Annotated in this window: 22 protein-coding genes; 10 read left to right on the top strand and 12 right to left on the bottom strand. The window is 62.3% G+C overall.

Annotation, left to right across the window (positions count from 1 at the left end):
* Positions 1 to 6: 6 nt before the first annotated feature.
* The 4 genes from ACTXG5_RS21370 (at position 7) to ACTXG5_RS21385 (ending at position 5,591) form a co-directional block, all read left to right on the top strand.
* Entirely contained in the window at positions 7 to 2,943 is a 2,937-nt protein-coding gene (locus tag ACTXG5_RS21370) for an MMPL/RND family transporter (protein WP_445160691.1), read from the top strand.
* Positions 2,944 to 3,112: 169 nt separating this feature from the next.
* Positions 3,113 to 4,060, top strand: coding sequence for an ATP-binding cassette domain-containing protein (locus ACTXG5_RS21375; protein ID WP_445160692.1), 948 nt, complete (start codon positions 3,113 to 3,115; stop codon positions 4,058 to 4,060).
* Positions 4,057 to 4,800 (top strand): ABC transporter permease, encoded by a 744-nt coding sequence (locus tag ACTXG5_RS21380; protein WP_445160693.1) that lies wholly within the window; start codon positions 4,057 to 4,059, stop codon positions 4,798 to 4,800. The genes ACTXG5_RS21375 and ACTXG5_RS21380 overlap by 4 nt, the downstream gene beginning before the upstream one ends.
* On the top strand, positions 4,797 to 5,591 hold the full coding sequence (locus tag ACTXG5_RS21385) for an ABC transporter permease (protein ID WP_445160694.1): 795 nt from the start codon (positions 4,797 to 4,799) through the stop codon (positions 5,589 to 5,591). The genes ACTXG5_RS21380 and ACTXG5_RS21385 overlap by 4 nt, the downstream gene beginning before the upstream one ends.
* A gap of 9 nt (positions 5,592 to 5,600) precedes the next feature.
* Here ACTXG5_RS21385 and ACTXG5_RS21390 read toward each other — a convergent pair whose 3' ends face one another.
* The 5 genes from ACTXG5_RS21390 to ACTXG5_RS21410 all read right to left on the bottom strand — a co-directional run bounded on the left by ACTXG5_RS21390 (position 5,601) and on the right by ACTXG5_RS21410 (position 10,563).
* Positions 5,601 to 6,395, bottom strand: a complete 795-nt coding sequence (locus tag ACTXG5_RS21390) for a glycosyltransferase family 2 protein (RefSeq protein WP_445160695.1) — start codon at positions 6,393 to 6,395, stop codon at positions 5,601 to 5,603.
* Positions 6,396 to 6,456: 61 nt separating this feature from the next.
* On the bottom strand, positions 6,457 to 7,188 hold the full coding sequence (locus tag ACTXG5_RS21395; protein WP_445160696.1) for an FkbM family methyltransferase: 732 nt from the start codon (positions 7,186 to 7,188) through the stop codon (positions 6,457 to 6,459).
* A 99-nt stretch (positions 7,189 to 7,287) separates the two neighbouring features.
* A complete protein-coding gene (locus ACTXG5_RS21400) occupies positions 7,288 to 8,229 on the bottom strand; it encodes a GDP-L-fucose synthase family protein (RefSeq protein ID WP_445160697.1) in 942 nt (313 codons plus the stop codon).
* 7 nt (positions 8,230 to 8,236) lie between these two features.
* On the bottom strand, positions 8,237 to 9,226 hold the full coding sequence (locus tag ACTXG5_RS21405; protein WP_445160698.1) for an NAD-dependent epimerase/dehydratase family protein: 990 nt from the start codon (positions 9,224 to 9,226) through the stop codon (positions 8,237 to 8,239).
* Positions 9,226 to 10,563 (bottom strand): nucleotide sugar dehydrogenase, encoded by a 1,338-nt coding sequence (locus tag ACTXG5_RS21410; RefSeq protein WP_445160699.1) that lies wholly within the window; start codon positions 10,561 to 10,563, stop codon positions 9,226 to 9,228. Before ACTXG5_RS21410 ends, ACTXG5_RS21405 begins: the two co-directional genes overlap by 1 nt.
* 224 nt (positions 10,564 to 10,787) lie before the next feature.
* Between ACTXG5_RS21410 and ACTXG5_RS21415 the strand changes: the two genes are divergently transcribed.
* Positions 10,788 to 12,281 (top strand): glycosyltransferase family 87 protein, encoded by a 1,494-nt coding sequence (locus tag ACTXG5_RS21415; protein ID WP_445160700.1) that lies wholly within the window; start codon positions 10,788 to 10,790, stop codon positions 12,279 to 12,281.
* Positions 12,282 to 12,301: 20 nt separating this feature from the next.
* Here the strand turns inward: ACTXG5_RS21415 and ACTXG5_RS21420 are convergent, their stop codons facing one another.
* Both ACTXG5_RS21420 and ACTXG5_RS21425 read right to left on the bottom strand, forming a co-directional pair.
* Entirely contained in the window at positions 12,302 to 12,808 is a 507-nt protein-coding gene (locus ACTXG5_RS21420; protein WP_445160701.1) for a GtrA family protein, read from the bottom strand.
* A 70-nt stretch (positions 12,809 to 12,878) separates the two neighbouring features.
* Positions 12,879 to 13,769 (bottom strand): class I SAM-dependent methyltransferase, encoded by an 891-nt coding sequence (locus ACTXG5_RS21425; protein ID WP_445164531.1) that lies wholly within the window; start codon positions 13,767 to 13,769, stop codon positions 12,879 to 12,881.
* A 339-nt stretch (positions 13,770 to 14,108) separates the two neighbouring features.
* Here ACTXG5_RS21425 and ACTXG5_RS21430 point away from each other — a divergent pair, with 339 nt between their 5' ends.
* Both ACTXG5_RS21430 and ACTXG5_RS21435 read left to right on the top strand, forming a co-directional pair.
* The gene (locus ACTXG5_RS21430; protein ID WP_445160702.1) at positions 14,109 to 14,996 is read left to right on the top strand and encodes a glycosyltransferase family 2 protein; all 888 of its coding nucleotides are present in this window, start codon (positions 14,109 to 14,111) and stop codon (positions 14,994 to 14,996) included.
* Between the two features lie 36 nt (positions 14,997 to 15,032).
* Positions 15,033 to 15,863 (top strand): NAD-dependent epimerase/dehydratase family protein, encoded by an 831-nt coding sequence (locus ACTXG5_RS21435; RefSeq protein ID WP_445160703.1) that lies wholly within the window; start codon positions 15,033 to 15,035, stop codon positions 15,861 to 15,863.
* Between the two features lie 70 nt (positions 15,864 to 15,933).
* On the opposite strand, the gene ACTXG5_RS21440 is transcribed toward ACTXG5_RS21435, so the two are convergent.
* From ACTXG5_RS21440 to rfbF, 4 genes are read right to left on the bottom strand one after another with little or no spacing between them, the layout of a single operon-like run.
* The gene (locus ACTXG5_RS21440; protein ID WP_445160704.1) at positions 15,934 to 17,157 is read right to left on the bottom strand and encodes a class I SAM-dependent methyltransferase; all 1,224 of its coding nucleotides are present in this window, start codon (positions 17,155 to 17,157) and stop codon (positions 15,934 to 15,936) included.
* On the bottom strand, positions 17,154 to 17,705 hold the full coding sequence (locus ACTXG5_RS21445) for a dTDP-4-dehydrorhamnose 3,5-epimerase family protein (RefSeq protein ID WP_445160705.1): 552 nt from the start codon (positions 17,703 to 17,705) through the stop codon (positions 17,154 to 17,156). The genes ACTXG5_RS21440 and ACTXG5_RS21445 overlap by 4 nt, the downstream gene beginning before the upstream one ends.
* Complete coding sequence (gene rfbG / locus ACTXG5_RS21450) at positions 17,702 to 18,790, bottom strand: CDP-glucose 4,6-dehydratase (protein ID WP_445160706.1); 1,089 nt, start codon at positions 18,788 to 18,790, stop codon at positions 17,702 to 17,704. Before rfbG ends, ACTXG5_RS21445 begins: the two co-directional genes overlap by 4 nt.
* Positions 18,778 to 19,551 (bottom strand): glucose-1-phosphate cytidylyltransferase, encoded by a 774-nt coding sequence (rfbF, locus tag ACTXG5_RS21455; protein ID WP_445160707.1) that lies wholly within the window; start codon positions 19,549 to 19,551, stop codon positions 18,778 to 18,780. Before rfbF ends, rfbG begins: the two co-directional genes overlap by 13 nt.
* Before the next feature lie 445 nt (positions 19,552 to 19,996).
* On the opposite strand from rfbF, the gene ACTXG5_RS21460 reads away from it, so the two are divergent.
* Both ACTXG5_RS21460 and ACTXG5_RS21465 read left to right on the top strand, forming a co-directional pair.
* Entirely contained in the window at positions 19,997 to 20,998 is a 1,002-nt protein-coding gene (locus ACTXG5_RS21460; RefSeq protein ID WP_445160708.1) for a glycosyltransferase, read from the top strand.
* A gap of 3 nt (positions 20,999 to 21,001) precedes the next feature.
* On the top strand, positions 21,002 to 21,919 hold the full coding sequence (locus ACTXG5_RS21465) for an NAD-dependent epimerase/dehydratase family protein (protein ID WP_445160709.1): 918 nt from the start codon (positions 21,002 to 21,004) through the stop codon (positions 21,917 to 21,919).
* A 35-nt stretch (positions 21,920 to 21,954) separates the two neighbouring features.
* Here ACTXG5_RS21465 and ACTXG5_RS21470 read toward each other — a convergent pair whose 3' ends face one another.
* On the bottom strand, positions 21,955 to 24,069 hold the full coding sequence (locus ACTXG5_RS21470; RefSeq protein ID WP_445160710.1) for an acyltransferase family protein: 2,115 nt from the start codon (positions 24,067 to 24,069) through the stop codon (positions 21,955 to 21,957).
* Between the two features lie 340 nt (positions 24,070 to 24,409).
* Here ACTXG5_RS21470 and ACTXG5_RS21475 point away from each other — a divergent pair, with 340 nt between their 5' ends.
* Positions 24,410 to 25,678: a glycosyltransferase gene (locus ACTXG5_RS21475; protein WP_445160711.1), complete on the top strand. Its 1,269-nt coding sequence runs from the start codon at positions 24,410 to 24,412 to the stop codon at positions 25,676 to 25,678.
* The last annotated feature ends 1 nt before the right edge of the window (position 25,679 follow it).

Raw genomic sequence — 25,679 nt, forward strand, 5'->3', positions numbered from 1 at the left:
CGCGGCATGACCACGGAACCGATAGCCACCGAACACGCTTCGCCCCCGGTCCAGCAGCCGCGCGTCGCACGGGCGCTCCGCAATCTTTCGGTGTTCACCATCCTGGGCTGGGTGGCGCTGACGCTGCTCGTGACTTTCGCAGTTCCGTCGCTGGAGCGGGTGGGACGCGAACACTCCGTGCCGTTGGCCCCGCAGGACGCGCCGGCGGTCCAGGCGATGCTGCGGATGGGCAAGGTCTTCAAAGAGTCGGACTCGGATAGCTTCGTGATGCTCGTGATCGAGGGGCAACAGGAGCTCGGGGACAACGCTCACAAGTACTACGACAAATTGATGCGGCTGATAAAAGCCGATACCAAACATGTCGAGCATGTCCAGGATTTGTGGGGAGATCGACTCACCGCGGCGGGTGCACAAAGCGCCGACAGTAAGGCCGTATACGTCCAAATGAATCTGGCCGGCAACCAGGGCACGGCGGAGGGAGGGGATTCCCTCGCCTCGGTCCGGAATATTATCGATAAGAATCCACCGCCGCCCGGACTCAAGGCTTACGTCACCGGTCCCTCGGCGCTGTTTTCGGACATGCAGCAAGCCGGGGATAGATCGATTCTCAAGATGACCGCAGTGGGTGCGGCGATTATTTTCGTGGTGCTGCTTTTTGTCTATCGGTCGATCATTACGGTGATTCTGTTGTTGATCACGGTCGGGATCGAGGTACTCGCAGCCCGGGGAATCGTCGCGTTTCTCGGCGATCACAGTCTTGTGCAGTTATCGACGTTTGCCGTCAACCTGCTGGTGGCTCTGGCGATGGCGGCCGGAACCGACTACGGCATCTTCTTCTTCGGCCGATATCAAGAGGCGCGCCAGGCCGGCGAGGATCGGGAAACGGCGTACTACAACACGTTCCGCGGGGTTGTTCCCGTCGTTTTGGGCTCTGGTTTGACGATCGCCGGAGCAATGTTGTGTCTGAGCTTCACCCGGATGCCCATCTTCCAGACCATGGGCATGCCGTGCGCCATCGGGTTGGTCGTTTCCGTCGTGATCGCGCTGACGTTGGTGCCGGCGGTCCTGACTCTCGGAGGCCGCTTCGGGTTACTCGACCCCACGCGGGCGATCCGCTTCGGTCGCTGGCGCCGAATCGGCACGGCGATCGTCCGCTGGCCGGTGCCCATTCTCATCGCGACCATTGCCGTCGCGCTGGTTGGGTTGGTGACGCTGCCGGGTTATCAGACGAGCTACAACAACCGGCTCTATATGCCCGACGATATTCCAGCGAATGTCGGTTACGCGGCCGCTGACCGTCATTTCTCCCAAGCACGGATGTTGCCTGAAATTCTGATGATCGAATCCGATCACGATATGCGCAACCCGGCCGATTTCATCGTCCTGCACAGGCTGGCGAGGGGAATATTCAAAGTTCCAGGAATTGCCCGGGTTCAGGGCATAACCCGGCCTGAGGGAACGCCGATTGAGCACACCTCGATACCCTTCATGCTCAGCATGCAAAACTCGGCCCAGATGCAAAATATCAAGTACATGAAAGCCCGTATGGACGACATGCTCCAGCAGATCGCCATGATGGACGTGCAGATGGCGTCGATGAAGCGCCTTTACGAGTTCCAGAAGCAACTGACAGCCCTTACGCACGACTCGATCACCAAAACCGACCAAATGACCGCGATCTTGTACGAGCTGCGCAACCATTTTGCGGATTTTGAAGATTTCCTCAGACCAATTAAAAGCTACTTCTACTGGGAAAAACACTGCTTCGATATCCCCGTATGTTGGTCCTTGAGGTCGATATTTGACACGCTCGACGGAATCGACGACCTGACCGATAAACTCAGTGATCTCCTGGTGGATCTCCACAAAATGGATGCGCTGCTGCCGCAGCTCCTGGAGCAGTATCCGGAGTTGATCGCATCAATGGCGTTCTTCAAGACGACGACGCAGACAATGCACAGCACGATGTCCGGAATCATTAGCCAGGTGGACGTCGACAACAAGGACGCCACCACCATGGGCCAGGCGTTCGACAACTCTAAAAACGACGATTCGTTCTACCTGCCTCCGGAGGTTTTCAAGAACCCCGACTTCCAGAAGGCGATGGCTCAATTCTTGTCACCCGACGGGAAGGCGGCCCGATTCATCATTTCCCACAAGGGTGATCCCGCATCGCCCGACAGCGTGGACCGCGTCGACAAAATAAAGACGGCGGCCGAAGAAGCGCTCAAGACGACGCCCCTGGAAGACGCCAAGATCTATCTGGCCGGTACCGCGTCGACCTTCAAGGACTTCAAAGACGGCTCCAAATTCGATCTATTGATCGCGGGAATCGGCGCTCTCTGCCTGATTTTCACCATCATGCTGATCATCACCCGCAGTTTCGTGGCCGCGCTGGTCATCGTGGGTACGGTGGCTCTTTCGCTCGGCTCATCGTTCGGACTTTCGGTGCTCATCTGGCAGTACATTTTGGGCATCAAGTTGTACTGGATGGTCCTGCCCATGTCTGTGATCGTCCTTCTGGCGGTGGGGTCTGACTACAACTTGCTGCTCGTATCCCGGATGAAAGAAGAAATAGGTGCCGGCATAAAAACCGGCATCATCCGCGCAATGGGCGGTACCGGCAAGGTCGTCACCAACGCCGGCCTGGTGTTCGCTTTCACCATGGCTTCGATGGCGTCCAGCGATTTGCTGATCATCGGCCAGGTCGGCACGACCATCGGCTTGGGCCTGTTGTTCGACACCCTGATCGTGCGCTCGTTCATGACTCCCACCATCGCCGCGCTGCTCGGCCGTTGGTTCTGGTGGCCCCAGATAGTCCGTCCGCGCCCGTCCAGTCAAATGCTGCGGCCTGAAGGCACGCGGCCGGTGGTCCGTGCTTTGCTGGGCCAGGAGCACCCCGACGAAGCGCCCACCGCCGAGATCCCGAGGCAATCGGTCTAACCGGCCGCGCCGATTTCCCTGCGGAGCAAAGTCTGAGCACTTTGGCAACAATGTGTAAATGGTTGCGCGCCAGAGTTTGTCGTGGCGATTGAAAGGCAATCGCGGGGGCCAGCGTCATCTACCACCAATACGGCCAAGAGGCCGGGACGAACATGAGATACTCCGTACCGTGCATCCACTGGCAATCGAGGTTGCAGATCTCACAAAGACTTTCGGCGGAAAAACGTCTGCGCTGTCCGGCGTAAGTTTCTCGGTTCCGGCCGGAACGGTATGCGGCCTGCTCGGCCACAATGGCGCGGGTAAGACAACAACCATCAACATCCTGTCCACACTGCTCCGCCCCAATTCCGGCAGCGCCACCGTCGCCGGATACGACGTCGCCCGCCAGCCCGCCCGGGTGCGGTCAAGCATCTCGATGACCGGACAGTTCGTTGCGTTGGATTCGTTGCTCACCGCCCGGGAGAACCTGGTGCTGTTCGGCAGGATGCGGGGCCTGCGTCGCCGTGAGGCAAAGGCCCGCGCCGACGAACTGCTCGAACGGTTCGACCTCGTCGCGGCCGCCGACCGCCATGTATCCACGTATTCCGGAGGCATGCAGCGACGCGTCGACCTGGCCGGCGCCCTGATGGTCCTGCCCAAGGTGCTCTTCCTCGACGAGCCGACCGCCGGCCTTGATCCGCGCAGTCGCCGCGACGTCTGGGCGCTGGTGAGTTCGTTGGCCGAGCAGGGCATCACCGTGCTGCTGACCACGCAGTACCTGGATGAGGCCGACATACTGAGCGACTCGATCGTCGTTATCGACCAAGGAAAGGTGATCGCCAGCGGCACCGCCGAGGACCTCAAGCGCAGGGTAGGCACCAGCTACTGCCAGGTGAGTCCGGCCAATCCAGCAGACCTGCCTCAGGTCGCGGCGGCGATGACCGGACTCAACGGCATCGAGGTCGATGACGACACCAACTCGGTGTCAGTGCTAGCCCCGGACGGAGTGGCAACGCTGGCCGAGGTCTTTCGCCGGGTCGACGCGCTGGGCGTCGAACTCGCCGATATCTCGCTGCGCAAACCCTCACTCGACGAGGCCTTCCTGCACATCACTGAGCGGGCCGTCACCCAATCATGAGCGCTTTGGCCGCTCTCACCGAACGGTCGCTGGTGTCAGCGACGCGCGACGGCGAGATGATTTTCGAGGTTCTCTCGCCGATCGCGTACCTGGCCGGCTTCAGTGTGGCCCTGCACGGCTTGATCGACACCGGCCCGGTGAGCTATTCGCAGTATCTGGTGCCCGCCGTGGTCGTCCAGTCGATGATTTTTGTCGGACTGCTCACCGCGGACCGTGCGATTCGTGACCACCTGAGTGGGCTGGGCGTGCGTTTGCGGACGCAGCCGATCTCCGCCGCAACCCCGGTGACCGCCCGCATGGCCGCTACCCAAATCCGGGCAGTACTAGCTCTTTTGGTCGCGTTGGCCGCCGGCTATGCCTTCGGATTCCGGATGACCGGCGGGCCGGCCTATGCGGTGACTTTCGTATTCATCGCATTGCTGCTATGCCTGGCGGTGGGGCTGGGCGCCGACGCACTGGGGTCTAGTTCAAACAGCCTGCAGGGAGCCAGCTACATGCTGTTTGTCCCCCAGTTGCTGCTGTTCTTGCTGTCCACCGGAATTGCCCCGGAAAAGACCTTCCCTGCCTGGTTGCGCCCGTGGGTACGGAACCAACCGATCTCCCAGGTCGCCGAGACGCTGCGCGGCCTCGGCAGCGGGCACTTCGTGGTCAGCACCTTGGCCATCAGTCTGGCCTGGTGCTTCGGCATGGTGCTGGTCTTCGGCGCGATCACGCTACGGATGCAGAGGCGCAGCGCGTGACGTCGCGGCCCGCAGAGCAAGGCTCCTTGCTGATCCAGAGCTGGTTGCAAGCCGTTCGACTCCTCCTCCGGTGGCGGCGCGACCGAGCAACGATGATGGGCTCGCTGCTCTTACCTATCTTTCTTCTGCTTCTCTACCAAGTGGTGTTGGGCGAGCAGGTACGCAAGGTCACCGGCGTGGACAGCCTTTACGGCCTGGTCCCGTTCTGCGCAGTGCTGTCCGCGCTGTTCGGCGCCTTGGGCAACGCGGTCGGCATCACGATGGACCGTCAGTCGGGGCTGCTCAGCCGCATGTGGGTGCTTCCGGTACACCGGACAAGCGCGCTGACGGGGCGGCTCACCGCGGAGGCAGCGCGCTCACTCCTCGGGACGGTCCTGATCACTGCTCTCGGTGTGGCGATGGGGTTGCGCTTCACCCACGGCTGGGTCGCGTTGCTGCTGTACATTCTGATTCCGTCGATCATGGTGGTCGGGTTCACGGCGATGGTGATCGCGCTCGTCCTTCGCACCAGCAGCCCTGCCGTGTTGACCTGGATCATGGGCGGGACCGTCACGTTGGCATTCGTCAATCCGGGAACCACACCCATCGGGATGTTCCCGGATTGGCTTCGGCCGTTTGTCCGCTTCCAGCCGATATCGCCGCCAATCGAGACGATGCGCGCACTGGCCTACGGCGGTCCCATCGTGTTGCCGCTAGCGATAACTGTCGTCTGGATGATCGTGATGCTCGCGATATTCGTCCCCATCGGCTTGCGCGGTTATCGGATCTGCGCCGAGACCAGCAACTTGTGACGAGACGAGCTACGCTCCGGCGTTGTCTGCCCGCGCCTTCGACGCGGCCTTAAATCGTGTGCGCCATGCACGCACCGCGAGCTGGCGGTTCTCTTTTTCCTTGAAGAACGTCAGCATTCTGCCGCCGGTCTCCATGGCCGCCACCCAGAAATACATCGGCAGCCGCTTCCTGAACTCCTTGTCCGTGCCCGTCCGCATGCTGAGCCCGGTCATGTCGTTGTAGTCGGCGACGACAATATCCATGTACCGGATGGCAAGCGCCGGATTGGAGAAGCAGCGGATATTGAAGTCCCAGTCGGCCCAGATGGGGTAACGCAGGTTGTACGGGCCGATGCCGGCGAACAGCTCCCGACGATAGAAGATCGATTGATGGCAGATGTTGGTCTCGAACTGTAAACGGTCCAAGTCGAACGCCCCGGCGTGGCGGGCCCCGGTCGAGCCCATGATCACATCGCCGTACACCAAGTCGCTGGGCTCGTGGCCGTCGATGAAAGCGGCCACGCGGGCCAGCGTCTCGGGCTCGTGCAGGGTGTCGTCCGACCCCAGAAAGAGCAACCACGCCCCCGACGCCAACCCGACGCCGCGGTTCATCGCGTCATAGATGCCTTGATCGGGCTCGCTATGGACGATCAAGCGTGGGCCGAAATCGGGGGCAAAGCTTTTCACAATGTCGAGCGTCCCGTCCGTCGAGGCTCCGTCCACCACCACCAGCTCAAAATCGCTGTAGGTCTGGCGGAGCAGACTCTCGACGCAGGCACCGACGTGCGCAGCCGCCTTCCAGGTGGGGACGATGATCGAAAACATTGGCGCGCTCATGCTCGACTCACATTTTTCGGCATACGGACTCGTCCCTCCCCCGGCTCATTCAATCGTCCTCGCGGAAGAATATGCCGTCGGCCTGCAACATTCTCCCGTTTCGAATGTCTGTGAAACACGGCAGCATTCCGGTCAGTGTGAAGCCCAATGAGTAGGCTAAATCCAGCGCTTCGCGGATAAGCATCCCGCCTTCATACAACGGCAGGAAGGAGAGTTCGAGTTGCATGCCGACGCAGCGATCGGTCACCGTTGACTTGCTCCCGGCGAGCACTTGCTTCTCAAACCCTTGGACGTCGATCTTGAGAAAAATCCGATCCGCCGGCCGCAGAATCTCCGGCACCACAGTGTCAAGCCGGTGTATCGGCACCTCTTCGGCGCCAACATAATTCGCTGCCGGAAAGACATCTTGGTGGCTTTTCAGCATCGGCAACACGGAGCTGCTCTCGCCGGAATTGCCCGCGACATTGATCGAGATTGTTCCATCGACATCGCCCAGTGCATACCGCCGGCAATCCCACAGCGGATCTTTCGATGCGTTGTTTTGCAAATCGGAAAATGGCCCCGCCAAAGGTTCGAACGAGACGATGCGCCCCTTGTAGCCCCCCTTGCGCAGACCCAGCGCGTACTGGCCGGAGTTGGCGCCAACATCTAAAACAGCGTCTACCTGACGTGATTTGAGCTGGTTAACGAACTCGCGTTTCCATGCCCGCTCAGAAAAGTAGCGTGGCACCTCGAGGGAGAGACCACGCGCGATCAAACGGGCATTGTCCAACAAAGGCACTGCGTAACACTAACATGTCGAGACCCTTGGGCAGGTGGCTTCGCTCACAGACGACAGGGCGATCTGCGGGCGCACCACTTGTGCAGAGCTCCACGATAATCAGTTCAGGCGCAACGCATCTGACTCAAGCACCCAGCCGTACATCTTTTTAAGACCGGCTTCAATACTCACCGTCGGGCGCCATCCGAGTGCCGTGAGTTTGGTGTTGTCCATAATCTTTCGTGGCGTGCCATCTGGGCGGGATCGGTCGAGCTCGACGCGCCCTTCGAACTCGACGATGGACTTGATCAAAAGAGCGAGATCTCGAATCGAAACCTCTTCACCTGAACCAACATTGATCATCCCGCCGCTGTCGTAAGAACGCAGGAGTAAGACACACGCATCCGCGAGGTCGTCGGCATCGATGAGCTCACGCAACGGCGTACCACTCCCCCATACGACCACCTCGTCGGCGCCTGCCATTTTGGCCTCGTGGAACCGGCGGAGCATGCCCGCCACGACGTGGGAGTGTTCGGGATGAAAATTGTCGCCGATGCCGTAGACATTCGACGGCATCACCGTGAATGCGTTGAAGCCGTACTGGTTTCGATAAGCGTCACACATCGTCTTGCCGGCAATTTTGGCGATTGCGTAGGGCAAGTTGGTTTCCTCCAACGGTCCCGTGAGCAGCGCCTCCTCACGAATCGGTTGATCGGCGTCTCTTGGATAGATGCAACTCGACCCCAGGAAGAGCAACTTGGTTGCGCCGTACCGGTAGGCGGCGTCGATGACATTCGTCTGGATCTTGAGGTTCTCCCGGATGAAGTCGGCGCCGTAGGTCGCATTCGCAACGATTCCACCAACTTTCGCGGCCGCGAGGACGACGTACTCCGGGCGCTGCGCGGCGAAGAAATCCTCGACTGCCGAGTGGTCGTCGAGTGGTAATTCGTCGTGCGTGCGGGTCACGACGTCCGTGAACCCATCGCTGCGAAGCCGTCGAGTGATCGCGGAGCCCACCATGCCGCGGTGACCAGCGACATAAATCCGCGAACCTAGCTCCATTGCCACCTCACATCAACTCATTGGTCACGACGTCGCCGCGGTGTCGAAGGTACCAATCGGCGGTACGTTTCAGCCCGTCGTCGAGGTCGACGACGGGCTGATAACCGAGGGCTCGCATCTTCCCGATGTCCGGGCACCGGCGCGGTGTCCCGCCCTCCGCCTCCTCGGTAGGACAAATCTCCACCTCGACCCCCACCGCCTTCGCGACCCGGACGGCGAGGTCACGGATGGACACCTCTTCGTCATTGCCGATGTGGAAGACCTCGCGGTGCCCACCGTTCTCGTACATGGTGAGCACACCATCGACGATGTCATCGACGTAGCAGAACGCGCGGGTCTGGGTGCCGTCGCCCTGGATCTCAAAAGGCGCCGGTCCACTCGATGTCGCGTCCCGGGCCGCCGTGGCCCGGGCGATGAATTGAGGGATCACGTGCTTGTAGCCCATGTCGGGGCCGTACACATTGTGTGGGCGAAATACCTGAACCTTGCGGTAGTGCTCTTGTGCGTAGTCGAATGCGATCAACTCGGTGGCGATCTTCGAGCCGCCATACGAATATCGCGGGTTCAGGCTGTCCGGCAGCATGAGTGGAATCGTCTCCGGAGTGGGCACGACCGAGGGGGTCTGATACACCTCCGCGCTCGAGGCGACGACCAGATCGGGCACGCCGGCGTTCCGCCCGGCGTTGACCACCGCCAATGCACCGCGTAATCCCACGTCCAGCACCAGCTCTGGGCGTTTGTAGAAATTCTCGGTTCCGTTGATCGCCGCGAGGTGCATGACCACCTCGGCGCCGGCGAACGCCGTCGCGAGTGCGTCGTGGTCGCGGACGTCGCACGTGAAGAGTTCGATATCGTCCGCGACTTCGGCCAGGCGCCCGGCCTCGCCGCGCACCATGGTGTCGATGACGGCAACGTCCCAGCCATCACGGACAAGACGTCTGACCAAGTAGGCGCCGATGAACCCGCTGCCACCCGTCACCACCACACGAGTGCCCATCAGTGCACCAGCCTGCTGTTGCCCACCGCGAAGTACGAGTTGCCCAGCTCGGACGTTGGTAAGTGACTGAAGTGATTCCAGTAATCGAACACGAAGCCGTCGGGAGCAGTGAACTCGCTGATCGTGCGCGGAGAAATCCTGCCGAGATCGGGATGGTTGTTGGCGATGACGACCACGGAGGCACCGCTCACGGCGTCGCCGAGTCGGGCAAATGTGCGCTCGTCGGGGAACGTCGTCGTCAAATACTCGGGCGTGATGACCGGGTCGAACAGGCGAATCTCGGCATCCGGATGAGCCTTCTTGAGTTCATCGAGCACCTTGATGGACATCGATCCGCGGAGATCATCGGTGGCCGGGATGCCTTTGAAGGCCATTCCGAGCATGCAGATGGCCAGCGGCGACGGCAGATTGCGTCGGGCGATTTCGTCGCTGATGAATTTGACGGTCTCCGCGGGCTGTCGCTCGTTGACGAGCCGGCCTGCGACGGTGATCTCCAATGTGATTCCGCGGCTTTGCGCGCTCTGCAGCAGGATGTGTGGATCCTTCTCCAAACATGGACCACCCACGAGCCCAGGCAGCGGCACGTTGGTCCGCTGGTAACCCAACTTCCCGGAGGAGATCACCTCGTGCGCATTGACCCCGAAGGCATCGCATAATCGCGCCACTTCATTGGCAAAGGCGAAGTGCACATCGCGATACGTGTTGTCGACAAGCTTGATGATTTCGGCAGCCTCGGGGCTCGACACCTGCACGAGGGAATTGGTCAGCCGTCGAAAGACAGCCGCGGCACGATCGCTGACGGCGGGATCGTCCGCGCCGACGATCTGCGGCAACTCTCGCAGTTCCTGTAGGGCTCGTCCCTCGAGAGTTCGTTCCGGGCACATCGCGATGTCAAAGCGCTTTCCGGATGCCGCGAGTATCGGCGACACGACATCGCGGGTGGTCCCGACTTTGACTGTGGAACGGAGGATCACCAGCGCGCCGTCGCCCATGTTCGCAGTGACTTCGCGGGTGGCTGCCTCGATCATGTCGGTACGGACGAGCCCATCGCTGGACAAGGGTGTCCCGACCGTAATGATGTACGTGTCGCAGACCGCATCTGGGCTTAGTTGCTCGACGGCCACCAAGGCGCCCGAGCCGACGACCCGAGACAGAGCTTCCGGTAATCCGGTTTCGGAGAAGTGCGGGATGCCGGCGTTGGTCTGATCAACCACCGCTGACCGCTTCTCCACGCCGATCACTGTGTTGCCCGCCTCGGCCAGCACCGTCGCGAGCGTCAGGCCGACGTAGCCGAGGCCGATGACGCCTACGTCATAGTGCGCGGTCGCCGGACCCATGTTCCCTCCCGAGAGTCGATGTGACAATCATGGCCGAGCCGAGGAGCCGCGGCGGGAAAACATTCTTCAAAGTCTGACCCGGATCTGCAGTGAACATCTTTTCTCATCCTCGCGCAGCGGCGTTGCTGCACCCGGTAGTCTGCCACCCGTACGGGTCGAGGCTGCCCGGTGGCGGCTGGACCCCTGCTCCTGCTTCGTTTCGCGCAGAACCGAGGAGATTGCAGATGAATCGACCCGCCAAGTTGCTCCGCAGCCCGATCACGGGGATCCGCGAAGGGTACACAGCCATTACCGGCCAATCGGCGCGCACGATTCTTCTCGGCACTATCCTGCTGGCATCGGCGCTTTCGGGGTTCACGGGTTTTGTTATCACGCAATACTTCGCGATCGATGCCATTTCGTCGTTGCTCGCCTTCCCCTACGCCGACTGCTACCTCGATTGGGGCACGAACATCGGTCGGCACTGCTTCAGCGACTACGCCTACGAAGTGATGTTCGGCATGCGCGCCAATCCATGGCAGCCGTTCGAGATAGTTATGCAGCCGGACATCCACCAGACAGTGGTGAACAACTACCCGGCGGCCGGAACGCTGCCACCACTGATTTTCGGGCTGTTCGGCAAATTACTGGGTGCGCCGGTCGTCGGTTTGTTGGGTTACCTGCTCGCTTTGACCATTGCTGTCCTTTCGCCCGCTATGTGGGCGGCTCGCGGCGCGCGTGGTCTCGAGCGGATCGTGGTTTTCGTGGCGTGCGGCGCCGCAGCCGTTCCAGTGTGGTCGGTGATCGATAGGGCAAACTCGGTCGGTTTCCTAGCTCCGATCGGCCTGGTGTTTCTGCTTGCACTGGTTCGGCAACGATGGGGACTCGTCGCGGTGATGGTCGTGCTCGCCGCGCTGCTGAAACCGCAGTTCGTTGTCCTGGCCATCGTGCTGTTCGCCGCCCGGCAGTGGCGGTGGGGCGGCATTGCCATCGGCGGCGCCGTGGTTTTGAACGCCGCCGCATATCTGTTGTGGCCGCAAGACTTTCCGCACACCATCATGCAATCGGCTGCCAGCACGCTTGGGTATGCAGGAGGCAGCGTCGGGGTTGTCGCAACCTCGAACGTCTCGTTCGGCAGATCGCTCCTCCTGGCGCCGGACATTCTCATGTTCATGCAAACGGGCGGCAAAATGCCCGACGGCTACCTGGCTGGTCCGCGTGCGCTGATCGGGTACGTGGTTCTCGTCCTTGTCGTCGTCGGCGTGCTGGCTCTGGGACGGCGCATCCCCCCTGTCATGGCCGGCATCGCGCTGCTGGTCACTGCAGCCCTGTTCCCCATCGTGGCCATGAGCTACTACTTCGTGTTCGCATTACCGATCGCGGCGCTCTTGGTGCGAGATCCAGACGGGCCGCCGGGCTCCGGGATTTTCGAGCGACTCACGACTGTGGCCGGGCAGCATCGCACGGTCGGCATCTGGTTGAGTGTGTCCACCGCCCTCACCATCGCGACGATTGCGCTGCCGAGCCCGCCGATGCAGGTCCTGCTGTATCGAAAGGACGGCCCGCCAATACAGGAGCTCACGGTGCTCACCACGGCGACGCTGGTGCCGATGCTCTGGCTCGTGACCTTGGCGGTCATCATCGTCACGTACGCGCGAAAACCGGCGACCGACGCGTCAACAACGGAGCTCTCCACAACACCCGTGTCGCCCGAGCCTGCCTCCACGACCACGCCCTAATCGGCATCCCGCGGGCACCCCTAGGTACGCGACGTCTCGTCCTGAGTGTCGGCGTTGCTAGCGTCGGCGACACTACGTCGGAACGAAAAGTAGCGGTGGCCAACGTAATTCAGTAACAGGGTAGGCAGGAAGACGATTGCTTGCGCTGGGATACGGTGCACGCCCAGCGCGACGAGGCCTGTCAGGGCGACGGCGTTGATGCCAAACGAGGTGAGGTAGACACTCTCGAAACGCAGCAGGTCGCGCAGTACGTGGCCGCGAACGCGGAACACCAATCGGCGATGCATCACGAACGCGAATAGCACGCTCAATACATGCGAGAGGCCAACCGTCACCAGCGACCCGGCAACCGTGCCGAACCGGCGGTCGATTAAATGGCCCACCGTCAGCGAGCAGGCGACGAAGATCCCGAATCCGACGACGGTGTTGATGCCTCCGACGACCAGAAATGCCACGCGCTGGTCGTGGACGAGCCGGATCAGCGGTCCCGGCGGTGCCGATTCGGACGGCAGGTCGAATTCTGTCATTCGAGGCGGTCGAATGAGGTGATGTGCTCCGGGGCCACCGTGGGCGCGTCTGCCTGCATGCCACTCGCAGTCACTCGGGAACGCGCCCCGCGAATACCATCTCGGCACCTGTGCCGTCGTCGGCGCCGGCATAAACCTCAGGTTCGAAGCCCGCGTCGCGCACGTAATCGACGATGTCGCGGCCGAATTCGGTGAACGCCAGCATGTCGACCCCGACCGGAATGTAGCGGTAAGCGCCACTGCCCCTACCGTGGTAGAGGGCCGGCATCAGGTGCTCAATCTCGCCGTCGTCGCCTATCCGGGCCCGTGCTTCCGTGGTCGCACGCATCCACAGGACCGGCACCGTGAAGATATGGCGGCCTCCAGGCCGCAGGACCCTCCGCGTTTCGGCCAGCGCGGCCCGGAAGTCGGGGACATGCTCCAACGTGTCAGACGACAGGACGATGTCGAAGGCAGCATCGGGGTAAGTCAGGCGACAGATGTCTTCGTTGCGGGTGCCGTCGATAACCTCACCCAGGCGATCAGGGCCCCGGTAGTCGGAGAACGCGAGCCGTGGTAGCCGCCGCAGCAGGGCGTGCAGCGATCCGAGCGAGCCGATTGTGTTTATCTCGGCGACGTCGCGCTCGCGGAAAGCAGCATCCTCGACCAGTTCAGCGAACGATCCACACCCGCGTGGACCGTAGAGATCGACAAGAACCTCGGCGATCCGCCGCACTCTCCCGTTGCTGCAACAGAAACGGCAGAACGTGCTCTCGCGTCGCGTGTAGGCGCGCGATACGCTGGGTTCCGCCCAAAAAGCGTGCATTTCGTCGGGGATGGTCCAGGAATTAAAGGCAAAAGTGGTGTCGGAGCCGCAGGCCACGCAGCGGCCCGCCTCGTCGGCCCGGCGGTCGCGCAACGGGCGCAAGTTAAGCAGCACAGGCCTCCCCAACCGGGCTTTCACCGCCGCCATGAGGCTCATCTCGGCCAAGCCCTCATCGGAGCAGCCTGGGGGCAAACGAGCTGCGCCTCAGCCAGGTTCATCGTCGACACCGCAGTCTTGTATGCCGGCACAGCACTGAAAGTTATCATGTCTCGCACCCCAGCTGCAGCAAACGACGTTCGCGGTTTCGGCGCATCTTTGCAGTATCCGCGGCCGCTACCGGGGATATGCCGCACGATATGCGAGAAGCCTAGCGGGCAGGATAAGTCAGGAACTAAGTTACAGCCCGTGACCCACACCCGGTTCGATTATCGGAGCGGTTCGTCCCGGCCGTAAGCCCGTCCGATTCGACCTGGCCGAGCAGCAGGAGGCAGCGTCTTGACGCCATTGGTATCGGTCGTCGTGCCGGTGTACAACGGCGTCTCGTATATCGATGCGACGGTGCAGTCGATTTTGGCGCAGACTTTTCGCGACTTCGAACTGGTGGTTTCCGACAACGCGTCCACCGATGGCACCTGGGGGGCCCTGCAGCGTTACGCCGACGACCCCCGGGTCCGGTTGACTCGATTACCTTCCACCATTCCAGGGCCGGAGAACTTCAACCACGTCACCGGTCTCGCCATGGGTGAATTCGTAAAGTTGGTCTGCGCCGACGACGTGCTCTACCCCGATAACCTCGAGGTGCTTGTCAAGGAATTGACAGCGCACCCGTCAGCGGTGCTGGCTGTTAGTTCCAAAGATGTCATCGACGCCGGCGGACGGATCGTGCTCCGGAACCGTGGGTTGGCCGGACTAAGCGGCGAAGTCACCGGCGCTACCGCTATCCGGCACAGCGCGCTCGCTGGCACCAACATTTTCGGCGAGCCGCCATCGGTTTTGTTCAGGCGCGCCGCCCTTATCGACGCCGGTGGTTGGGATCCCCGCTTCCCATACCTCCTAGATCTGATGACCTACTCCGCGGTGCTGCTTCAAAGCAATGGCACTCTCGTCGCAGTACCCCAGTCGCTCTGGGCATTTCGCCTCAACGCGGCTCAGGAGAGTGCCCGCACGCAGATACAAACCCAGGCCAGTCAGGTCATCGATTTTTTTCGCGCGATGGCCGCTGAGAACCCCGGACTGCTCGATCGACGGCACCTGCTGATCGGCAGCATGCGAGCGCGTTTGAATGCCTTTGCACGGCATGCGGTGTACCGCTGGCTTGGCCGGCGGATGCGTTCCGGTACCGCCGGAGCTGGAAGCCAGCACGACGCCAGCACGATACGTTAGTTTTTGACCGCACTCTGAACGGCGGTGACTGTCTCGATGACTGTGATCTTGACCGGGGCAACCGGATTCGTCGGCAAGCAGATTCTGCATTGTCTGCTGGAACGGAGCTGCTCGGTGAGGGTGCTCGTTCGAGATCCGTCGCGTCTGCGCGGTATCTCGGAGAGTCGAGCGCTAGAGGTGGTGCAGACGCCTGACTTGTTTGCGGAGTCGACCAGCCGATTGGAAGAGTTGCTCGAGGGTTCGGAAACCTTGCTGCACGCAGCTTGGTACGCAGAGCCGGGCAAATACCTCACGTCGCCACTGAACCTGGCTTGCCTCACCGGCACACTCAACCTGGCCTCCGCATTCGCAGCAGTCGGGGGCAAGCGATTCGTTGGTGTCGGAACGTGTGCGGAGTACGACACGTCCGCAGGCCTAATGACGGCCGATACCCCTTTGCTCCCCAACACCTTGTATGCCGCATGTAAGGCGGCGGCCTTTCAAGTGCTCAGCCGTTTTTTTGATCCGGAGGATACGAGCTTTGCGTGGTGTCGGATCTTTTACCTGTACGGCGAAGGTGAAGATGAGCGGCGTCTAGTGCCCTACATCCGGGCACAACTGGAGGCAGGGCAAGAAGTGCTGCTCACTCGTGGCGATCAAGTCCGCGATTTCCTCGATGTGAAGGACGCAGCTCGGATGATCGCCGATGTCGCGCTGGGACAGCAGCAGGGCGCGAAGAACATCTGCTCAGGTGAAGCGATGACGGTCCGACAATTGGCCGAAAGCATTGCCGACGAGTATGGCCGGCGCGAACTGCTGCGCTTTGGAGCAAGACCCGAGAATAAATTCGATCCACCGCGGGTGGTCGGGGTGCGGCAAGAAGCGTGATGAGTCCGGTGACACGGCTCTGCCAACCACTGCTCGGCGATCGACGGCTTGGCTTAAGCGACACGGGGCTTCACAGGATGCTCAATTCGGGAACCGCAGTCACGAAACGTACGCCGGCGTCGGCAAGATCACTCAACTGGCTTTGCACCTCGCGGGCGATGTTTCTGGGCAAGATCACCACATAGTCTGGCGGATTTTCCCGCAGAGCCTGGGGCGAATGGATCGGAATGTGGCTTCCCGGCAGGAATTTCCCCTGCTTGGACTTGGCGGCATCACATACGTACGGCAGCAAATCCGGCCTGACACCCGCGTAGTTCAGCAAGGTGTTACCTTTCGCGGCGGCTCCGTAAGCCGCCACGCGCCGGCCGGCACGCTTCTGCTCGATCAGGAAGGCCACCAGATCGTCCTTCACCCGGTCGGCACGCTGCTGGAACTTCGTATAGGTCTCAACACGAGTCACCCCGAACTCGTGCTCGCGCGCGAGCAGCGCATCGACGCGATCGGTGGTGGGGATGGCCGCCCCGGCATGGCAGCCATACACCCGCAGGCTACTGCCGTGAGTTGGCAGTTCCTCGACGTCCCACACGCGCAAGCCGGCTTCGGCGAAGATGCGGGCCACCGTGGTGAGCGACAGGTAGGAGAAATGCTCGTGGTAGATGGTGTCGAACTGGGTCTGTTCGATCAATGGGACGAGGTGGGGAAATTCCAGCGTGACGGTTCCGTCGGGCTTCAACGCTTCAGCCAGGCCCCGGGTGAAGTCATTGATGTCGGGCACGTGCGCGTACACGTTGTTGCCCGCAATCAGATCCGCCGGCCGTCCTTCCTCAGTCAGTTGGCGACCTAGGGTTTCGCCGAAGAATTCCCGCATGACCGGAACTCCCAGCGCTTCGGCGGCCGCGGCCGTGCTCGCTGTCGGCTCGATGCCCAGGCAGGGGATGCCTGCTGCCACAAAGTTTTTCAGCAGATAGCCGTCGTTGGACGCCACTTCGATGACAAAGCTCTCGGGCCCAAGCCGCAAGCGCTCGGTGATCATGCGTGCATAGTCGGACGCGTGCTCGAGCCAACTGCTCGAGGTGCTGGAGAAGTAGGCGTAGTCGGCGCTGAACAGTTCCTCCGCGCGGGCGTAATCCTCGGTCTGCACCAGCCAACACTGGTGGCACACCTTCACCCGCAGCGGGTAATGCACCTCCGGGTTCGACAGATCCTCGGCATAGACGTAGGCGTTGGAGGGAGGCGCAAAGCCCAGGTCCACAAAGTTGTGTTCCAACACGATGCCGCAGTGACGGCATTTCATAACGCGACTCCGGTGAAATCGCCACCCAGTAGCGGATGGGAAAGGTCACGGGGGGAAAGGTCTTGTGGCGGCAGTGGCCAAGTAATGGCCAGTCGTGGGTCGTCGTGCCGCAACCCGCCTTCGGAAGGCGGGTGATAAAACGCCGTGTGCAGGTACAGCAACTCACTGTCGGGCTCCAAGACCTGGAAGCCGTGCGCGAACCCTTCCGGGATGACCAGCATCTGCGCGTCATCTTGGGCGAGTTCCTCGGCGTGCCACTGCAAGAACGTGGGGGATCCCGCACGCACGTCGACCGCGACGTCCCACACCCGTCCGCGCAGGCAACGGATCATCTTCATCTCCGCGTGCGGTGGGCGTTGGAAATGCATGCCGCGCACGGCGCCGGCGGTACTGGTTCTGGATTGATTGATTTGCACAATCTGGCGGTGGCCCAGCACTGGCTGAAGTTCTTGGGCGCAGAAGAGCCGGAGGAACGCGCCGCGGGCATCGCGGTGGGGCACGGACCGCGCGATCTTGAGATCGGCCAGTGGGGTGTCCAGGATGTTCATGCCGTCGCCCAACCGAGGCCTGAGTTGACCGCATCGGCGACGTAGGCGTTCAGTTCGTCGGCGCTCGGCACTTCACCTGATTCCAGAAATCGCCGATACCAACTGGCCGTGTGGTGGATTGCCTCTTCAAGCTTCCAGACCGGTTGCCATCCCAGATGCATCTTGGCCTTGGCGCTGTCGAGTTGCAGCAGGCCCGCCTCGTGTGGCTGAGGACTGGATGCCACCTGCCAGCGAAGCTGCGGCCAGGTGCGGGCAAGGTCTCGGAGCACCTGCTCGACGGTCCGGTTGCCTTCCCCGCCGGGGCCAAAGTTCCAAGCGTCAGCACAACTAGCGTCGCCCGCCAGGAGCCGCTGCCCCAGCAGCAGATACCCACTGAGGCAATCCAGTACATGTTGCCAGGGTCGCGTGGCGTGCGGCGAGCGGATGACCAATGGTTCGAGGGCGCTGACCGAACGCACCAGGTCGGGAATCAATCGATCTTCAGACCAGTCGCCACCGCCAATCACGTTGCCGCCCCGGGCAGTTGCGAGCAGCGGAGCCGATGGCTCCTGCAGAAACGCAGTTCGGTAGCTCGCGGCTACCAACTCGGCGCCGGCCTTCGACGCGCTGTACGGGTCGTGGCCCCCGAGACGGTCTTGTTCTCGGTAGGCCCAAGGCCATTCGCGATTTTCGTAGCACTTATCGGTCGTGACGACTACCACGGCACGCACACCCGGTACGTGGCGGGCGGCCTCGAGAACATGCGCAGTGCCCATCACATTGGTGGCCCAGGTGATGATGGGTTCTCGGTAGGAGCGACGGACCAACGGCTGGGCGGCCAAATGAAACACGATCTCCGGCCTTGCGTCAGCCAAGACCCTGTGGACTGCCGTTTCATCGCGAATGTCAGTGCGATGATCCTCGATCGACAGCTTCAACAAGTCCCAATGGCTGGGCTCGGATGGCGGGTCCAATGCCAGCCCAGTCACCTCGGCGCCCAGCGTGTGCAGCCAGAGACTCAACCAGCTGCCCTTGAAGCCGGTGTGGCCGGTGACCACGACCCGACGCCCGCGATAAGCCGCGCCGAAAGCGTTCAACGCCAGCATTTCCACGGCGCTTCGCCGCTACTCCAGAGTTCTTCGAGCAGGTTCTTCTCTCGAAGCGTGTCCATGGGTTGCCAGAAGCCGGAATGTTCGAAGGCCATCATTTCACCGTCGGCAGCCAGACGCGCCAAAGGCGCGCTTTCCCAAGCTGTCTGGTCGCCGTCGATGTAATCGAGTACCGCGGGCGACAGGACGAAAAAACCGCCGTTGATCAGACCGCCATCGCCACGCGGCTTCTCGACGAAGCGCTTCACCCGGTCACCCTCGCACTCGAGGGCCCCGTAGCGCCCCGGCGGAAGCACCGCCGTCACTGTGGCGTGCCGCCCGTGCTGACGGTGGAATTCGATACTCGCGCCGATATTCACGTCGCTGAGGCCGTCACCGTAGGTGAAACAGAAGGCCTCGTCGTCCTTGATGTAGGCCTCCACGCGCTTGAGCCGCCCGCCGGTCATGGTGTCCTCGCCGGTATCCACCAGTGTCACCCGCCAGGGCTCCGCGTGGCGTCGATGCACTTCCATCTTGTTGGCGGACATATCAAAAGTGACGTCGGACATGTGCAGGAAATAGTTGGCGAAATATTCCTTGATGACATATCCCTTATAGCCACAGCAAACGACAAAATCTTGAATCCCGTGATGGGAGTAGAGCTTCATGATATGCCACAGGATTGGCCGCCCACCGATCTCCACCATCGGCTTGGGTCGGATCGTGGTTTCCTCGCTGAGGCGAGTGCCAAGACCACCGGCCAGTAATACGGCTTTCATTCGACTCGCTTATCTGGGGGACGATACTTACCTGTGGAAGTCACTCAAGTTACCTTCTACGGAGGCAGCCATACGCCCAAAAATATCAGCAGGAATGCTGCCTGAGATGCTGTTCGCTGAGATGACAGACTGGCGAGAAAGAACCTAGCCGGAGTGTGCCCATGCCGCCCGAACACCGGGACCCTAGTCAGGAGGGACACGCGGTGAGCGTACACCGGTGGCAACCTCCCGGGAGGCCGGGCTCGCGCAGCGCCGCGCCCGGGACTCCGGCGGATGCCGCCTCGACGAACGACCCACCACGACTCCAACTTTGGCCAGGAGTCGAGTACTGGGACATCTCGGCGCAGTTCACCTCGGGTATTGCCGACAAATCGGAATTGACGTCACTCACTCGGTTGTCCATCGGTACAGTTACTCCACGGATTGTCCGTTCAGGAGGCAATGGGTGACTGACGACCGTCGATCGACTCATGTGGATTCCATCAGCGTCGTGATTCCGGTCTATAGCGGAGCCGCGACCTTGCCCGACGTGATCAAGGAGTTGGAGGAACTTCGCTCCATCCAGGAAACGCCGGAAGGTCGCCAGTTCCGCGTCGACGAGGTACTCCTGGTGTGGGATAGGGGCATTCGAGGTAGTGAAGAAGTCGTGCGCGAGCTGGCCGCGCGCGAGGAATGGATCCGCCCGGTCTGGCTGTCCCGTAACTTCGGCCAGCATCCCGCGACCCTCGCGGGCATGACGTCGTCAGGCGGGGACTGGATCGTCACGATGGACGAGGACGGACAGCACGACCCGGCACATATCGGCGCATTTCTCGACATCGCGTACCGGGAGCGCACCCAGCTCGTGTACGCCTCCCCGACGAACCGACCACCGCACGGCGCGTTTCGCAACGCGGCGTCTTGGCTAACGAAGTGGCTGTTCCTGCACGTCCTCGTCGCATCCGACGGGGTTAGGGCCTTCCACAGTTATCGACTGATCCTCGGCGAGGCCGGACGCAGCGTGGCGGCCTACGCCGGCGCCGGGGTGTTTCTGGACGTTGCGCTGTCTTGGGTTGTCACCAACCCCTCGACCTGTCCTGTGGCGATGCGCCAAGAAGGACGACCCGCCAGCGCGTACACCCTGCGTCGCCTGGTCTCGCATTTCTGGCGCCTTGTCGTCTCTTCGGGGACCCGGCCGCTGCGCTTCGTGTCCTCGATGGGCATTCTGTTGGCGCTTCTCGGTTTCGCCGTCGCGATCTACAGCGCGATCCAGAAGGCGTTCGGAGACATCAGCGTGGAGGGGTGGACATCGGTGTTCGTGGCGGTGCTCGTCGTCGGCGGAGCCGTCTTGTTCGCGCTCGGAATCATCGCCGAGTACATCGCCGCCTCAGCCAGCATGGCGATGGGCAGGCCGGTATACGTCGTCGTGCGCGATCCCGCTGAGGTATTCGACAGACCGGCGGACTGACGGGTGCTCACCTGGATCGTGGGCCGCGGCGGACTGCTCGGCAGCGCTCTGTCGAGGGCGATGGACCGGACGTTCGTGGGAGGCCCGGTGCCATGGGAGCAGCACGATGAGGCGGTCGAAGTCCTCGACTCAGACCTCGAGCGATTCATCCGAACGGCCCGACACGACGATTGGTCGGTTGTCTGGGCCGCCGGGAGCGGCGTCATCGGTTCCACTGCCGACAGGCTCGCCGCAGAGACGCGCATCATGTCCCACCTGGTCACCAGGTTGCGCGAGACGCGGCCGGCCGGTCGCGGCGCGTTCTTCCTCTCGTCCTCTGCGGGCGGCATCTATGCCGGATCAACTCATCCACCATTCGACGAGTCCGCGACACCACGGCCACTGAGTCCATACGGCGAGACGAAACTTGCTCACGAGGAAATCCTGCGGGCGACGCTCGACGGCCGCGTCCCGCTCGTCATCGGACGCTTCTCCAACCTTGCCGGACCCGGCCAGAACCTCAAGAAACCGCAAGGCCTCGTCAGTCAGCTGTGCCGAGCCGCGGTCACGCGACAATCGTTGAACGTGTTCGTGCCGATGGAGACCCTCCGCGACTACCTGTACGTCGATGACGCCGCCGCGATGGTGCGCCTACTGATCGAAAATGCGGTGGACACGCAACCGTCGGCGCCGATCCTGCGCAACATCTCGTCTCAACGACCCGTGTCCGTCTGCACCGTCGTGCGGACGGTTCAGCAGGTCGCCCACCGCACGGTCCGCATCGCGCTCGGAACCAGCCCGTCGTCCCGCTATCACGTTCGGGACCTACGACTTTGCACTCACTTCCCGCGCGAGTTCCAGGGCGTGGCGATCACGCCGTTTCCCGTGGCAGTCAAGCGCATCTACGACGACGTACTACGGCAACAGGCAATGCCCAACTAGTTCGAGTGGACCGTTCGTCGACTTGCCACAGCCTGTCAGCCGGAAGCCAGCGTGCGGTCGGCCAGCAGGCCCATTACCGGCGCCAGCAGCCGGGAGTATTCGTACGTTAAGTGCACCCTGTCGAGGTACACCAGAGCGTTGCCCACGATCACCGGGCAACGGTCGGCAGTGCAGAACAACGGCGTGACGTCGGCGTATTGACCCCCACCTGCTTTCGTCGCAGCAGTCTCGGCCGCGATGCCGGGTTCGTTCACGGCGATCGACCTTCGCGGTGTACAGGCCGTCGGGTCATCGAGGTGGCCGGAGAGGCATGTCGGCACCGCTGACTGCGGATCCGGGATCGGTCCCAGGATCAGTACCTTCGCGCCGGCGCCGCGCAGCTGCTGCACCAGCCGAGTCAGGCCGCCGATCCACGCCGTGTCGTAGGACGTGAATCCTTGGTTGAGGTAGGCGCGGGAGATGCCCAGCACGATCAGTCGCGGGTGTTCGGCCTGTAACCGGCTGATGACCCGACCACGCCACTGCTCGCACTCGGTGTACTCCCGCCGCAGGTGTGGCGTGGTGAGGGGTAGGTCGAGCAGTGCGCAGCCGACCTTATCCAGGCTCTCCAACCGCCAGTGCCGCTGGGCGGCAACCCACTCGAACGCCGGGTTCCACATCGCGGCATTCGAATCACCGACTAAAGCCACCGTCGTCTTCGATGCGGTATCGCCGGACGCGCACTCCGGCTGATCGACTTCGAAGAAATCGCGCATGCAGCCGTGGACGTACATGGCTGGTTCTTCGGCGGCCGCATTGGCAAGCGGCGGTTCAAGGTTCGACGGTACGGCGTCCAGGTTGGCGGAGGCCGCGACCGCCGCCTGCACCTGCGCGAACGCATAGTTCACTTCCACGTTGTAACTGTCAAAGTTCTGGACCGCAGAGCGAGGTAGCCGAGAAACCGTCAGCGTGGGAGCCGCCGGGCCTCGGCCGACCGGGATGGGCACCAACACCAGTAGCACCACACCCACGCACACCGCGACCGCGGTGGCGACACCCCCGACCGCGAGACTCCGGGCGGCCGACCGGTTCACCGCCGCCGAGAATCGGAAGGGGTTCTCGATGTACCGCAGGGTGAGCACGGCCAAGCCGGCGGAGACGACGACGGTCACCAGCCTGCCCGTCAGCCCCAGCGGGTGGCCGAGCAACGGCGCCGCGAGCAGCAGCACCGGCCAGTGCCACAGATACCACGAGTAAGACATGCGGCCGATCGCTCGCATCGGCGATAGGGACAGCACACGCCCAGCTCCCTGGGCAGGCGTGGCACACCCCGCACCGATGACCAGCGCCGTGCCGAGCACGGGAACAAGCGTGGCGATACCCGGATACTGCGTGGTCGAGCTCAAGAGAACACAGGTCAGCAGGACCGCGGCCAGCCCCACCCATCCTGCGGCCGCGGCAGTTAATGGCGACAGGCGGCGCCACTGGCCGGCCGTGAGAGCCACCAGCCCACCGACGGCCAGTTCCCAAGCGCGGGTTGGCATCAAGAAGAACCCTGCGGGAGGCCATAGGCGAGTGACCACCAGCGCCGCCGCGAACGATGCCGCCCCGATCAGCACAAGGATGACGAAGTATGGGGTCTTTGACGAGGTGACGGCGGCGCCGGTCTGCCGACGCACCCGGCGGATGACCCAAGCCGCACCGAGGATGATGGCCGGCCACACCAAATAGACCTGCTCCTCCACGCCCAGAGACCAATAGTGCAGGAACGGCGACGCGTTGGCGGGGTCGGAAAAGTAGTCGGTGGCCTCGACAAAGAACCAGCAGTTGCCGACGTATAGCGCGCTGGCGATGCCGTCCAGGAGAACGGGCCGGATCAGTAATGGAGGCAGCAGGAGAAATGAAGCGATCGCAGTGACCACGCCCACCGCGGCCGACGCCGGCAGTAATCGGCGGGCCCGCGCTCCGTAGAACCGGCGCAGCCGGATGGTTCCCGCGGTGCTTACTTCTCGCCAGAGCAACCCGGTAATAAGGAAGCCTGAGATGACAAAGAACACGTCGACGCCGACGAACCCCCCGCCCACGCCGGGCAGACCGGCATGAAAGAGGACAACCCCCAACACCGCGACAGCACGCAAGCCCTCGATATCTGGGCGAAACTTGGTGTCCACCGGGCGCGAGCCGATGTCGGCGTGGTCGCCATTACTTTTGGGCAGCGTCGAGGCAGTGTTTTGGAATTGAATAAACTGCCGGGCCTGCTGGGATGAATTTGTGGCCGACGGGTCCGTCAAGGAGCTAATCCCTTCCTGCTCCCCCGTCTAACGTGTACGCACAAACATCAACACCCTACTCGACTTCATCCTCTGAATATGCCATTGACCAACACTCAGTCGATGGCCCATGAGCCGACGACAACGGTGAATGCCATCCACCATTGGATCTGGGCCTAGGGCCCCGCCCCGACCCCCTGACAGCGCCGACGCGAACGCCAACTGAAAGGCTTGGCTCCTGATGAAATTTGCCCTGGCGAGCTATGGAACACGCGGCGACATCGAACCTTCCGCCGCCGTCGGCCGCGAACTACAGCGCAGGGGGCACGACGTCTGCCTGGCCGTGCCGCCCGGCCTGCTGGACTTTGCCGAGGCGGCCGGGCTTGCGGCCGTGCCCTACGGGCCGGTGATCGAGGAGTTCCTGGACGAGGATTTCCTGCGCAACATGTGGACGAATTTCTTCCGTAATGCCTGGACGATCAGCGGCCCGATCAACTTGGTGCGCAAAATCTGGGAGCCCATCATCGTGCACTGGGCCCAGGTGAACACCACGCTGATGTCGCTGGCGGACGGGGCCGACCTGCTGTCCACCGGCATCAATTTCGAACAGGCCGCTGCCAACGTCGCGGAGCACTACGACATTCCGCTGGCCACGATGCATCACTTCCCGATGCGGGCCAACGGCCAGCTCGTCCCGACCATGCCGGCGCCGCTGGTCCGTTCCTCGATGACCGCCATCGAGTGGCTTTTTTGGCGCTCGACGAAGAAGGTCGAGGCCGAGCAGCGCCGGGAACTGGGCCTGCCGAACGCGACATCTCGTTCTCAACAACGGATCGCCGAACGGGGATCGCTGGAAATCCAGGGCTACGACGAGGTGTGCTTTCCCGGCCTCGCCGCCGAATGGGCGAAATGGGGCGACCGCAGACCCTTTGTCGGTGCGCTGACAATGGAATTGACCACCGATGCCGACGACGGCGTCACGTCATGGATCGCCGCGGGAACACCACCCATCTGCTTCGGCTCAGGCAGCATTCCGGTCGAATCTCCGACCGAGTTGGTCGAAATGATCAGCGCGACGTGCGCGGAGTTGGGTGAGCGAGCGTTGGTGTGCTTCGGCGGGACCGACTTCACCGACGTGCCTCATCCCGACCACGTCAAGCTGGTGGGCCCGGTGAACTACGCGACGATATTTCCCGCCTGCCGCGCGGTGGTTCACCACGGCGGCTCGGGCACGACGGCCGCCAGCATGCGCGCGGGAATCCCCACGCTGATCCTGTGGAGCTCGGCCGATCAGCCCTACTGGGGAGCTCAGGTGAAACGATTGAAGGTCGGCACCGCCCGGCGCTTTTCGACCGCGACCCAGCAAACGCTGATCGCGGATCTGCGCGAGATCCTGGCCCCGCAATACGCCACCCGCGCCCGCGAACTCGCGAGCCGGATGACCAAACCCGCGGAAAGCATCGGCCGCGCAGCCGATCTCTTAGAAGGTGCCGTCCGCAGCAAAGCGTGAA

The organism is Mycobacterium sp. Dal123C01, from assembly GCF_052566995.1.